The following is a 13,407-nucleotide window of genomic DNA, read 5'->3' as shown; positions in this document are numbered from 1 at the left end:
ATAAAAAGGTGTATTATAAATACAGTTATAATCAATGATTAACAGGAGGCTTACCATGGATTCTATTGTAAAGAGATTATCGGAAATAGAAGCCGCCGCTGCAGCTATTGTGGTCCATGCGGAAGGGCAGAAGGAGATTCTGGATAAGGAATATGAAGAGAAGCGCCGCAGGTTCGACGAGAAGCTGGAAGGGAAGACCCAGGCAAAGCTCCTCAGAATCCGGGATGAGCTTGAAAATAAAACAAAACAGATTCTAGCCAGCCAAAGCGGATCCAACAGTGCTTCTATTCAAGCGCTGCAAAAGGAATATGAAGAAAAGCATACAACTTATGCCCAGGATATTCTGAGGCGGATGACAGAGGTATAATCTATGGGGAATCTACTTGTCTATAGCGGCATAGTGACCAAAATCCGCGCTATGGAAGCACGGCTTTTAAAACCCGCCAATTTTGAAGAAATTGCGAACCTTCACAGTGTGCCGGAGGTTGTTACTTATTTAAAAGAGAACTCCTCTTACTCTGATGTCCTGGAAGAAATTGATGAGGCCAGGCTTCACCGTGGAGATATTGAAAAACTTTTAGTGCAGTCCCTATACCGGGACTATACAAAAATATACCGTTTCTGCAGCCTGGAACAGAGGGAATTTTTGAAACTATATCTCAAGCGGTATGAAATTGAGCTGATTAATTATTGTTTTCGGATCGTCATTAATCATTATGCTGAGCCATTTGATTTGAATTATAAAAAGCCTTTTTTTGACAGATATTCTCAAATATCAATCGAAAGGTTAATTACCTCACGGACTACAGATGAATTGGTAGACAATTTGAGAGATACCGAATATTATGCTCCACTCAAAAAACTCAGGGACACCCAGTCCGTCACACTGTTTGACTATGATTTGACACTGGATTTATATTATTTCTCTGCCATTTGGAAAGAGCGGAAAAAAGTCCTGAAAAAGAAGGAACTTGAAATTTTCACACGGGATTGCGGGTCTAAAATTGACCTTCTGAACCTCCAATGGATTTACAGGGCCAAAAAATACTATAAAATGGCACCGGCAGATATCTATTCACTGCTGATACCTATCCACTATAAGATTTCTACAGACTTAATTAAGGAACTTGTAGAAGCCGCAAATACAGAAACATTTTTTAACACGCTGAAAAAAACCAGTTATATACGCCATTATGATTTCGGGCAAAAATTGACAATCGAACAGATGTATGCGGACTGTCTTTATCATTTATATACTGTTGACCGCCGCCGTAACCCCTATTCGATTGCTATTATAAATACGTATTTATTTTTAAAAGAAGAAGAGCTTAAAAAGCTGACGACTGCTCTGGAGTGTATACGCTACAGTCTCTCTCCCAGTGAAACGTTGGCATACATTGGAGGTAAGACTCAATGATTGTTAAAATGAAATTCATCAATATCTCCGGCCCCCGCAACGATATTGACCGTGTCACTGACCTTTATTTGTCACGGTATGAGATTCAATTGGAATCCGCCCTGTCTGAACTAAAGACAGTGGACAACTTAAGGCCTTTCGTGGAAATCAACCCTTACCGGGACGCCCTGAATAAAGCCGTTCAATTTGTGGGATATCTGCCAAATGCAGACGACATTGAGCCCGATACATCCCTGGGACTTGACGATATGTTTGAGGTCGTCCGCAAAGCAAACCATGACTACATGGGCCTTGAGGATAAAAAAGAGAATTTAAAGAGAAAAATAGAAGATCTGCGTAAGAAGCAGCAGATAATCGCCCCCTTCCGGCCCCTGGATTGCGAATTATCAAAAATTTTACAGTATAAATATATCGATTATAGATTCGGGCGGATTGCAATAGAATATTATCACAAGATACAGAAATACTTGATGGATGACCTGGGCGCCATTTTTGTAGAAGGTGAGAGGGATGAAAGCTATGTATACGGGGCATATTTTGTATCTCCCGGTGAGTCCCAGAAAGTAGATGCTGTTTTCCGTTCTCTTCATTTTGAGAAAATAGAGCTGCCCCCGGAATTTTTAGGAACCCCTTCAGAGGAATACCGGAAGCTGGTAAAAGAAATATATCATTCCAGCCAGGATATTGAAGATTTAGATAAGGCCGCCGGGGAAATGCTTGCTGGCCGCGCGCCACAGCTCATTGCTTCTAAAAACCGCCTTGAAGAATTAGCAAACAATTTTGACGTCCGGAAAATGGCCGCACGCATGGAAGACAACAAGGAAGATTATTATATCTTATGCGGATGGATGGCTGAGGAAGACGTTGACAGGTTCCTTCTGGAAATCAGAGATGATGACAAGGTTTTTGTGGTGGTTGAGGATGATCACGACACCTATTTCGGGGAACCACCCACTAAACTGGAAAACCCCAAAATATTTAAACCTTTTGAGATGTTTATACAAATGTACGGCCTGCCTTCCCATGATGAGATGGATCCAACCGTATTTGTGGGCCTGACCTACTCTTTTATTTTTGGCGTCATGTTTGGCGATGTAGGGCAGGGCCTTCTGCTCCTGATTGGCGGCGGCCTCATATACCACTTTAAAAAGGCACCCCTTGCAGGGATTATTTCTACAGCCGGTATTTTTTCTGTCATCTTTGGGTTTATGTTCGGCAGTATCTTTGGCTTCGAAGATATATTGCCCCCCTTGTGGCTCAGGCCCATTGAACATATGACGACGCTCCCGTTTATCGGAAAGCTGAACACAGTATTCATTGTAGCCGTGGCATTTGGCATGGCAGTTATACTTGTCGCCATGGTACTCCATATTGTCAATGCTGTCCGCTCACATGATACAGAAAATATATGGTTTGACTCAAACGGTGTGGCAGGATTTGTTTTCTATCTCTCCGTTGTTGCTACCATTGTACTGTTTATGACAGGCCACAAAACCCCAGGCGGAATCTTAATGGCCGTCATGTTCGGGATTCCACTTTTACTGATTTTATTTAAAGAACCTATAACAAAAAAAATACAGAAACGCGCAGATACAATGGAAGAGAGTGCCGGAATGTTTTTAGTCCAGGGGTTTTTCGAACTGTTTGAGACACTGTTAAGTTACTTCTCCAATACATTATCTTTTGTGCGTATCGGTGCTTTCGCAGTCAGCCACGCCGCCATTATGGAAGTTGTCCTGATTCTGGCCGGCGCAGAGTCAGGTTCCCCCAACTGGGCTGTCATTGTTTTCGGCAATCTCTTCGTCTGTGGTTTTGAAGGGCTGATTGTAGGCATTCAGGTGTTACGTCTGGAATATTATGAAATGTTCAGCCGGTTTTATAAAGGCAGCGGAAGAACATTCCAGCCATACACCAAAAAAAATAATAAGACCAAGAAAAGGCAGGGAGGATCTAAATTATGACATTAGCAACCAAAATCATTTTAATAGCAGCTCTTATTTTGAGTATTATCATTCCATTCGGATATTACTTGATTGGCGAGAAAAACAAGAAACGTTATAAAAGAACTGTAGGCGTAAACGCTTTCTTCTTTTTTGGCGCATTTGCCATCGCTTCTGTGATGATGCTGGGAGGCGATGTACAAGCCGCTGAGGCAGCCGCTTCTTCCGCCTCCACTGCGACAGGGTTGGGTTATATAGCCGCTGCACTTGTTACTGGATTATCCTGTATTGGCGGCGGTATTGCCGTAGCCAGCGCTGCCAGCGCTGCTCTCGGGGCCATCAGCGAAGATTCCAGCGTACTCGGTAAATCACTTATTTTCGTAGGTCTTGCAGAAGGTGTTTGTCTTTACGGGTTAATCATCTCTTTCATGATCTTAGGTAAGCTATAAAATGAAAATGTATTTAATTAGTGATAACGTGGATACTTATACAGGAATGCGCCTTGCAGGAGTGGACGGCGTGGTTGTCCATGAACGCAACGAGCTTCATGAGGCGCTTCGGAAGGTGCTCCAAGACAAAACGATTGGAATTGTCCTCCTGACCGAAAAATTTGGCAGGGAATTTCCTGATATTATTGATGAGTTCCGATTGGAAAGAAAGATGCCTCTTCTAATAGAAATTCCTGACAGGCATGGAACCGGGCGGCAAAAGGATTTCATTACCTCTTACATTACTGAGGCTATTGGCCTGAAGCTATAACAATTGCCAATATACGAAGTCAAAGTCCCCGGTGCAGGCATACAGGGCATCAAACTAGCAGCGATGCAGGACATGGGGCATTAACCCCTGGCGGCAGTCGCCAAACAGATATGGAAACATGTCCCCCTTGGCTCGTTGTCCGGGGAAATAAAAGACGCCCGCAGAATTATAAGATATCCCTTCAGATAAGGCATATTCTGATGGGCACAGATAAGCAGCGTATAAGGATACCTAAAAGGGTATCCTGTAAATTTATGCCCCCTCGGGCAGTCCTGCCTTAAAACCGCAGAATTAAAGTATAAAAGGAGGTACCCCTCTTGACTCTGGAAGAAAAAATCTCACATTTACAGGCCCTCTCTATGGAAGAGGCCCGGGCCGAGGGAAATATGATCATTGACAATTATACAGACGCACTGGAAAAAGTATTGCAGGATCATAAAGAAGAGGCCATTCGCCAGTCAGAGACCCGTATAAAAGCAGAAACAATCAGCGCAAAACAGCAGTTAAACCAGGTCATGGCTAAATCCCAAATTGAATTAAAGCGGATGCAGGGAAAAGTGCAGCAGGAACTGAAGGATAAAGTTTTTGATGAAGTCCGCATACTTATCCAGGATTTTATGAAGACAGATGCCTATGAGGATTATCTTGTAAAGTGTATTCGCAAAGCGGTTGCTTTTGCCTCAGGGGATTCTATGACTATTTACATCAACCCCTCTGATGAAAACCGCATCCATGATTTAGAAGATGCCTCCGGGGCCAGGCTGACCATAAGTGCGGAAGATTTTACAGGGGGTATGCGTGCAGTTATACGCAGCAGAAATATCCTGATTGATAATTCCTTTAAAACGGCCCTTCAGAATGAATACGACAATTTCATGTTTTTAGGGGGTGACGGCATTGCTTAATACTGGAACAATATATGGAATTAACGGCCCTGTCATTTACCTGAAAGGCAACACGGGTTTCCGTATGTCAGAAATGGTATATGTGGGGAAGGAAAAGCTGGTTGGTGAGGTCATTTCCCTGGACAAAGATTTGACTACTATCCAAGTTTATGAAGAAACTACCGGGCTGCGGCCTGGTGAGGAAGTGGTGGCAACTGGGAATGCCGTATCCGTTATTCTCGCGCCGGGTATTCTGAACAATATTTTTGACGGTATTGAACGCCCTCTCGAAAAGATTGCCCAAGCTGGGGGAGCATTTATCACACGAGGTGTCAGCGTAGACTCTCTGGATACTAAAAAGAAATGGCAAACCCACATTACAGTTTCAAAGGGTGATTATCTGCATGGAGGGGATATTATAGCAGAAGTGCCCGAAACACATGCAATCCTCCATAAATGTATGGTGCCGCCTAATCTGGAAGGTACCGTTATAGAGGCTGCCGGGGATGGGGAATATACAATTGAGGAGACAATCGTAACTATTGAATTACAGGATGGTACCCAAAAATCCTTAAGTATGGCACAGCGCTGGCCTATACGTGTGGCCCGCCCTACCCACCACCGTTTCCCGGCATCAACTCCACTGGTCACTGGCCAGCGTATCATAGATACTATGTTTCCCATTGCCAAAGGAGGCACTGCGGCAGTACCGGGAGGGTTCGGGACAGGAAAAACTATGACACAGCATCAGATAGCAAAATGGTCTGATGCAGATATTATTATATATATTGGCTGTGGGGAGCGCGGGAATGAAATGACACAGGTTCTGGAAGAGTTTGGAGAGCTTACAGATCCCAAGACAGGCAATCCCCTGATGGACCGCACTACGCTGATTGCAAATACATCTAACATGCCCGTTGCCGCCCGGGAGGCCAGCATTTATACAGGACTGACCCTGGCTGAATACTACCGGGACATGGGATATGACGTAGCCATTATGGCCGACTCTACATCCCGCTGGGCAGAGGCACTCCGTGAATTGTCCGGACGCCTGGAGGAAATGCCCGCTGAGGAAGGTTTTCCGGCATATCTTGCCTCCCGTCTGTCTGCTTTTTATGAAAGGGCAGGCATGATGCACAACCTAAATGGAAGCGATGGTTCAGTCACAATTATCGGTGCTGTTTCACCCCAGGGCGGTGATTTTTCCGAACCCGTCACCCAGAATACCAAACGGTTTGTGCGCTGTTTCTGGGGACTCGATAAGAGCCTGGCTTATGCAAGGCATTTTCCTGCCATCCACTGGCTCACAAGCTACAGCGAATATTTAGGTGACTTGTCACCCTGGTACCAGGACCATGTATCTCCTAAATTCGTAGATTACCGCAACCGCCTGATGGCTCTTTTAAACCAGGAGAGCAGCCTCCTGGAAATTGTAAAACTTATTGGAAGCGATGTCCTCCCCGATGACCAAAAGCTAGTTCTGGAAATTGCCCGGGTTATCCGTCTTGGTTTCCTGCAGCAAAATGCATTTCACAAGGATGATACCTGTGTATCCATGGAAAAACAATTCCTGATGATGGACACCATTTTGTATCTCTATAAGCAGGCCCGGGCCCTTGTGACAATGGGGCACCCCATGTCTGTCCTAAAGTCGGAAAATATATTTGACAGGGTCATCGCCATTAAATATGATGTTCCAAATGACCGGCCGGAAATGTTCGCACAATACAGACGTGACATAGATGCGTTTTATCAGCGCGTCCTGGAAAAGAATGCATAGGGAGGGAAAAACTTTATGTCAATAGAATATTTAGGCCTCAGCAGTATTAACGGCCCTCTGATTGCGCTGGAGGGCATTCAAGATGCCTTCTTTGATGAAATTGTTGAATTTGTTATCGATGGAACTGAACGGAAAATCGGCCGTATCGTGGAGATTTACGAGGATAAAGCTATTATACAAGTATTTGAAGGCTCTGAGAATATGTCCCTCAAAAATACACATACCCGGCTGACCGGACATCCCATGGAAATTGCCCTCTCCCCTGATGTGCTGGGACGTACTTTCAATGGTATTGGGCAGCCTATAGACGGCCTGGGGCCTATTACATCTACATTAAAACGAGATGTAAACGGACTGCCCCTGAATCCAGTTATGCGTGAGTACCCCAGGAACTATATCCGTACAGGCATATCTGCTATCGATGGCCTGACTACCTTGATACGGGGCCAGAAACTTCCTATTTTCTCAGGAAACGGACTGCCCCACGACCAGCTGGCGGCACAGATCGTAAAACAGGCATCCCTGGGCGAGAATTCGGATGAACAATTTGCCATTGTATTTGCGGCTATGGGCGTCAAACACGACGTGGCAGACTTCTTCAGGCGTACTTTTGAGGAGAGCGGCGTGGCAGACCATGTGGCCATGTTTCTTAACTTAGCCAATGACCCTGTTGTAGAACGTCTTATCACTCCGAAAGTGGCGCTCACTGTAGCAGAATATCTGGCTTTTGAACAGAACATGCACATACTTGTTATTCTGACCGACATGACCTCATTTGCGGAGGCAATGCGCGAGGTCTCCTCCTCCAAAGGCGAAATCCCCAGCCGTAAAGGTTTCCCCGGATATCTATACAGCGAGCTGGCAACAATATACGAACGTGCTGGTATCGTACAGGGGATCAACGGATCCGTAACACAGCTTCCTATTTTGACAATGCCCAATGATGACATTACTCATCCCATCCCCGATCTGACAGGCTATATCACTGAAGGGCAGATAGTGCTCGAACGGGAGCTGCACGGCCAGTCCATCTATCCTCCCATCAATATCCTCCCTTCCCTGTCCCGATTAATGAAGGACGGCATAGGGGCAGGGTACACAAGAGAGGATCACCAGGATCTGGCAAACCAGCTATTCTCAGCATATGCCAAAGTTGGGGACGCACGTAATCTTGCATCCGTAATTGGTGAAGATGAACTTTCGCCAATTGATAAAAAATATCTACAATTTGGAAAAGAATTTGAGGAACGCTATATAGGGCAGGGGCCCGGTGAAAACCGCACTATGGAAGAAACCCTGGATTTAGGCTGGGAGCTTCTGGGCCTGCTCCCGCGGGAAGAATTAGACCGGGTAGATACCAAAATACTGGAAAAATACTATAGAGAAGGGTAGAGATAAAAACAGAGGGGGACAGTCCCCTTTGCAAAAGGGACTGTCCCTTTTGCTCTCCATTTTCAGACTTTTCAGAAAACTCACGAAAGGAGGAGGTTTCATGGATCCACGCACCTTTCCCACAAAAGGAAATCTTATGCTGGCCAAGAACTCACTTGCACTGGCCAAGCAAGGTTATGACCTAATGGATAAAAAAAGGAATATTCTGATAAGGGAACTCATGGATCTGATCGAAGAGGCCCGGGATATCCAGGATGAAATCGATACTACCTTCACCCATGCATATCAGTGCCTGCAGCGGGCCAACATTGAACATGGCATTAATATGGTAGCCCAGCTTGCTTACACAGTCCCCATAGAAAACTCTATCACGATTCAGACCCGGAGCATCATGGGAACCGAAATCCCCCATGTAAAATATAGTCCTGGAATCCAGTCTCCAACCTACTCTTTCAGCACTACAAAGGAGTCCATTGATCTTGCCACAGAGGCTTTCCATAAAGTTAAAGATCTGACAGTAAAGTTATCTATGGTAGAAAATGCAGCCTACCGCCTGGCCAGCAATATCAAAAAGACACAAAAGCGTGCCAATGCCCTGCAAAATATAACAATCCCCATGTACACACAGCTTGTCTACAGCATCACAAATGCACTGGAGGAGAAAGAGAGGGAAGAGTTTACACGCTTAAAGGTCATCAAACGTATGAAGCAAAAAAAGAGGGCATAGGCCCTCTTTTTTTAATCACATCTCAATATATCATGGGCAACAGGTTCATAAAATCCCTTGCTGATACTCTGAAAATCTTGATACTTTCCCAAAAGCCACATAAGCTTTGTAACTGTTGACTCTATAGTCATATCATAAGCCTGGAGAAGCCGGTAACGGGACATCGCCTTTGCCCCAACCTCGTACAGCCTTAGATCGCTTCCCTCAAGCATAACCTGGGTAGCAATGACAACAACGCACTCTCTTTTAAGCAGGTTATCAAGTTTCTCGAAGAAATTCCTCTCATCTGCAAATGGAAGCCCACCCGCCCCATAACTCTCAATAACAACCGCATCATAAGTAACCCCTATATAATCTAGAATGTCGGGCCTCATACCAGGAATCAATTTAAGAAGAAAAACCTTGGGGATCAGCCTGTGATAAAATGTAGGCTTTCCCCCTGTTCCCCGTATATCAACATATTTAATCACTCTGTCATTATCTATAAAAGCTAATATCGGATAATTAATACTGTCAAAAGCATTGTAACTTTTTGAACGTATCTTCCGTGCCCGGGTGCCCAGGATCACTTCTCCGTTAAATACAAGAAACACACCGCTTACATCCTCCTCACATGCAAACCTGAAGCTGTCTCTAAGATTTTTCCTTGCATCTGTTATTGTCATAACCAGGGGTTTCTGGGAACCAGTAATCACAACCGGCTTATTTGGATTCTGAATAAGGTAAGACAAGGCTGCGGCAGTATATGCCATTGTATCGGTCCCATGGGCAACTACAAACCCATCATATTGCTGGAAATTTGCCTCTATGGCCCTGACAATCATAAGCCAGTGCTCCGGCTGGATATTTGTACTATCTACGTTCAGAAGCTCCAGAGTTTCTATCTGGCAGAAATCTGCAATCTCCGACATATAATCCAGCAATTCCTTCGAGGAAATTCCAGGCCGCAACCCCTCCTCTGTCTCTACAGATGCGATTGTCCCGCCTGTTAAAACAAGTAATATTTTTTTCATTTTATATCCCCTGAAAAATATCTGCTTTTAATTACCGGCAGCCAATGGTCATTTACTCAACTCAGAAATCAGCTTGTCATCAGTCTTAGCATCCGGCGTTATTTTGTAGATTACTATATAAACAATAAAGGAAATAAACATAGCAACCAACCCCGAAGGCAAATCTAATGGAAGAGGTACAACATATTGGAATAAGAATCCCAGAACGGCTCCAATTAGAAAGGAGATAACCCCCGCCCACCGGATATTGGGATGCCTGTTTAAAAGTGCCATATTATACTTGTCCTTACTCCTGCCTATAATAAAATAATCTGCTAAAATAGGCGCACATAATGGAGGAGCCATAGACCCCAATATATCAATAAACTTTGCAAAAAACAGTTGGTAAAAAGCAAATGCCCCAAGAATTGTTCCAATTGTTCCCGCTATAATAACTAATTTCTTTCTTGAAACATGGATCCCAAAAGAATTTAAGGATGGCCCTGTATAAAGTGCATTGCAATAAAGCTCACTGTTATCTGTGGTCCAAAGCGCAGTCGTCCATACAACTACGCCTAATATGGCAACCACAATATTAACCCCCAGCATCCACAGCACATAATTAAAATCTCCAATATGGACCGTCCCGATATAACCCACAATATTTAGAATGGGGTTTGTAAGAATGAAACATGCCGCGGCACACCCAAAAACCGCCTTAACGCTTTTATTAAAGCGGAACAGGTCAACGCCCATAACAGCACCGGCAATCCAGCTTCCTACAACGGCTGTAACTGCATTCCCCATACCCAGTCCCCCAAGAGCGCTCGCTTCGTCAATAAAACTGCCCACGCCTCCGCTCTGAAAGACAAAAATAACTCCTACCACAACTGCAACTATCAAAATCAGCGGTGCAAATATGTCAGAAACCTTCTCAATTGCTCCCATCCCCCTTACAGCAGTATATGTAAATACAATACCCCAGAATATACAGGAAATCACTACCTCCAGAGTAATAGGCGCCACGCCTGTCACCCCGAAATTAGCTGGATCAAGGACTATAATGCCTGAAGGATTTCCTATAAAAGCTCCCCATATATCCCCTATCATTCCAAGGATACTGGAAAACCATCCAAGGGTCAGCAGCGCCATAACTATCATCGGTATAGCACTTCCTTTATACCCATAAGAAAATCGGGACAGCAAAGAAAGGTTCAGTCCTGTTTTCTGTGCCACAATCCCAAGAAACGACGTAATAAGGTATAATGCCCCCATTCCCAGGATGATCGCCATAACTGCCTGAAACGGGGGAAGCCCGCCAGTCCCGCCGTATCCCCCCAGGGTCCCTCCAATAATCAAGCCTGTCACCGCATAGCCAAAACCAATCCACACCATAAATTGACTTTTTGTAGAACGTCTTGCAGTTACCGGTACAGGCTCTAACATAAATTCGCCATCTTCAAATTCCTTATTCAAGGCTTCACTCTGCATATTTTTTTCTTCCATATGGTCTCATTCCTTTCTGATAAGATATCACTCATCCATCCACTCTTCACAATCTATCCATCTAAAAGAATCCTGGTATGGCAATTCCATCACAAATTATTGTATTTTCTCACAATACGTGATGTATATCACATGTATATCACAGAAATACTTTATTGTCAACGATATCACTGATTTTTCAAAAAAACAGTCAATACTCATAAAATTATCAGAATTTTTTTGTTAAATTTAGAGTACTACTTATTATTGCATATTTAAAATTATATATTTATAATTGTATATAACAAATTCATCGTCATCTCAAATCAATTTTATAAAAGAATCTAGTCACAGACAAATAGTTTCCAGCCACCTGTTCATACCAAACCACCGTTTTACGTCTGGGTTTTATAGTCTGGAAATAATTATGAAACAATCAGGTTGGCTGAGTCTGCCCCAGGAATATGAGGGACAGATACAGCCGTTTATGGATTAAAGGAGAATGATTATGCTGAATGAATTATGGAAAATGACTGCGCATCAGGTTAAAACAGGGAATTTTAATAAGGCCATTATTTCGATTGGCTCCTGCGAGGCACATGGCCAGCACATTGCGGAAGGCTGCGATACTCTAGTAGCTTACAAACTGTCCAAACAAATTGCAGACCGTGTAGAAGGGATGCTCGTACTTCCTCCCATCACTATTGGATATAGTGCCCACTATGACAGTTTTCCATTTTCACTGACTTTAAGTTATGATACAACTATTGCTGTTCTATACGACACTATAGAATCCGTAATCCGCAACGGAATACAGCACATTTTTATTATGAACGGACATGATGGAAATATCGCCCCAATTGAGATTGCATCCAGAAAAATCAAAGAAAAATACCCGTCTGTCCAGATTGCTGCACTGACACAGTGGTGGGTCGCAGCAGGGAATCTTCTGCCCAAAGACACCTTTGAAGTCTGGGATGGACTAGGCCATGCAGGCGAAGGGGAGACATCTATAGCATATTATCTCTTCCCAGACTGGTGCGAACCAGAATATGCAACATGCGTAGTGCCAAACCTTCCTACTGAGGTGGAGATTAAATGGGACTTTTCTGAATTGACAGATACTGCCCAGACGGGAGACGCCACAAAGGGCACCGCAGAAAAAGGTAAAAAAATGAATGATGTGATTGTTGAACACGTGGTTAAAACCTTAGCAGAGCTCGATTCTACGAATTGGAAATATAAGCCGGCAAACTAACCCAGGTTCATATATGCAGGCAAAAAGGGATCCTGGATCTATAATAAATCTATTTTACAGGAGGTCGTAATCATATGATAGTAACTTCTAAAAATGGTGCTTCTGTAACCGACACAATTGCTGAACAGTTAAGGAATAACATCAATAACTGCGTCTACCAATACGAACATTTTATTACCGAGGCTGAAATCTCCTCACAATTCCAGGTAAGCAGGACTCCCGCACGGGAGGCGCTGAACACGTTGTGCCAGGAAGGATTATTAGTCAAGATCCCCAGGAAAGGTTATACAATTAAAAAGCTTACGCTGGCCGAACTACAGCAGCTTTGCCAATACCGTTCTATACTAGAATGCGGGGCAGTAGAACATGCTATCAGATACGGCTCTGATTCAGAATTAGAGAGGATATCCGAGCTTGCAAATAAAAAGATTGATATGGACGATTCTAACTTTTATAATCAATACAATGATTTAAACTTTGAGTTTCATTTGTCCATTTCCCGGATTACAAAAAATGCTTACCTGATTTCTGCTCTGGAAAATGTTATGAATCTACTGCGCCGGGATCTGTTAATTGACGGCCATTTAAATCTGGAGCTTGCCCTTAACACGCACATACAAATTGCAAACGCACTCAAAAAGCGGGATTTGGAGCAGGCACGGCGTATTACAGCAGATCAGATTGATTTTGTAGAAAAAAGGCTTTATTTACATTAGAGGGCAAAGTCCCATTGGTTGATTATAGTTCCATCCACTTGGGAGCCGATGCAAAGT

Annotated in this window: 13 protein-coding genes; 11 read left to right on the top strand and 2 right to left on the bottom strand. The window is 43.8% G+C overall.

Annotation, left to right across the window (positions count from 1 at the left end; translation table 11 throughout):
- Positions 1-55 precede the first annotated feature (55 nt).
- The 9 genes from EFA47_RS18635 to EFA47_RS18595 all read left to right on the top strand — a co-directional run bounded on the left by EFA47_RS18635 (position 56) and on the right by EFA47_RS18595 (position 8,899).
- Positions 56-367, top strand: coding sequence for a hypothetical protein (locus EFA47_RS18635; RefSeq protein ID WP_122644689.1), 312 nt, complete (start codon positions 56-58; stop codon positions 365-367).
- 3 nt (positions 368-370) lie between these two features.
- Positions 371-1,417 carry a V0D/AC39 family V-type ATPase subunit gene (locus tag EFA47_RS18630; protein WP_122644688.1) on the top strand — a complete coding sequence of 349 codons (1,047 nt, stop codon included), beginning with the start codon at positions 371-373 and terminating at the stop codon, positions 1,415-1,417.
- A complete protein-coding gene (locus EFA47_RS18625) occupies positions 1,414-3,378 on the top strand; it encodes a V-type ATP synthase subunit I (protein ID WP_122644687.1) in 1,965 nt (654 codons plus the stop codon). Before EFA47_RS18630 ends, EFA47_RS18625 begins: the two co-directional genes overlap by 4 nt.
- Entirely contained in the window at positions 3,375-3,806 is a 432-nt protein-coding gene (locus EFA47_RS18620; RefSeq protein WP_122644686.1) for an ATP synthase subunit C, read from the top strand. Before EFA47_RS18625 ends, EFA47_RS18620 begins: the two co-directional genes overlap by 4 nt.
- Position 3,807: 1 nt before the next feature.
- A complete protein-coding gene (locus EFA47_RS18615; protein WP_122644685.1) occupies positions 3,808-4,116 on the top strand; it encodes a V-type ATP synthase subunit F in 309 nt (102 codons plus the stop codon).
- Positions 4,117-4,433: 317 nt separating this feature from the next.
- Positions 4,434-5,021 carry a V-type ATP synthase subunit E gene (locus EFA47_RS18610; RefSeq protein ID WP_164690068.1) on the top strand — a complete coding sequence of 196 codons (588 nt, stop codon included), beginning with the start codon at positions 4,434-4,436 and terminating at the stop codon, positions 5,019-5,021.
- Positions 5,014-6,780, top strand: coding sequence for a V-type ATP synthase subunit A (locus EFA47_RS18605; protein ID WP_122644684.1), 1,767 nt, complete (start codon positions 5,014-5,016; stop codon positions 6,778-6,780). Before EFA47_RS18610 ends, EFA47_RS18605 begins: the two co-directional genes overlap by 8 nt.
- Before the next feature lie 15 nt (positions 6,781-6,795).
- Positions 6,796-8,172, top strand: a complete 1,377-nt coding sequence (locus tag EFA47_RS18600) for a V-type ATP synthase subunit B (RefSeq protein ID WP_122644683.1) — start codon at positions 6,796-6,798, stop codon at positions 8,170-8,172.
- Positions 8,173-8,272: 100 nt separating this feature from the next.
- Positions 8,273-8,899, top strand: a complete 627-nt coding sequence (locus EFA47_RS18595) for a V-type ATP synthase subunit D (RefSeq protein ID WP_122644682.1) — start codon at positions 8,273-8,275, stop codon at positions 8,897-8,899.
- 11 nt (positions 8,900-8,910) lie between these two features.
- On the opposite strand, the gene EFA47_RS18590 is transcribed toward EFA47_RS18595, so the two are convergent.
- Positions 8,911-9,912, bottom strand: a complete 1,002-nt coding sequence (locus tag EFA47_RS18590) for an asparaginase (protein ID WP_122644681.1) — start codon at positions 9,910-9,912, stop codon at positions 8,911-8,913.
- A gap of 48 nt (positions 9,913-9,960) precedes the next feature.
- Positions 9,961-11,397 (bottom strand): purine-cytosine permease family protein, encoded by a 1,437-nt coding sequence (locus tag EFA47_RS18585; protein WP_122644680.1) that lies wholly within the window; start codon positions 11,395-11,397, stop codon positions 9,961-9,963.
- A gap of 487 nt (positions 11,398-11,884) precedes the next feature.
- Between EFA47_RS18585 and EFA47_RS18580 the strand changes: the two genes are divergently transcribed.
- On the top strand, positions 11,885-12,634 hold the full coding sequence (locus EFA47_RS18580) for a creatininase family protein (protein ID WP_122644679.1): 750 nt from the start codon (positions 11,885-11,887) through the stop codon (positions 12,632-12,634).
- A 74-nt stretch (positions 12,635-12,708) separates the two neighbouring features.
- Positions 12,709-13,350 carry a GntR family transcriptional regulator gene (locus EFA47_RS18575; protein WP_122644678.1) on the top strand — a complete coding sequence of 214 codons (642 nt, stop codon included), beginning with the start codon at positions 12,709-12,711 and terminating at the stop codon, positions 13,348-13,350.
- Positions 13,351-13,407: the final 57 nt, after the last annotated feature.

It is taken from the genome of Luxibacter massiliensis, from assembly GCF_900604355.1.
GTDB classification, from domain to species: Bacteria; Bacillota; Clostridia; order Lachnospirales; family Lachnospiraceae; genus Luxibacter; species Luxibacter massiliensis.
Note: the sequence above shows the minus strand (reverse complement) of the source record. Positions and strands in the feature narration are given on the sequence as shown.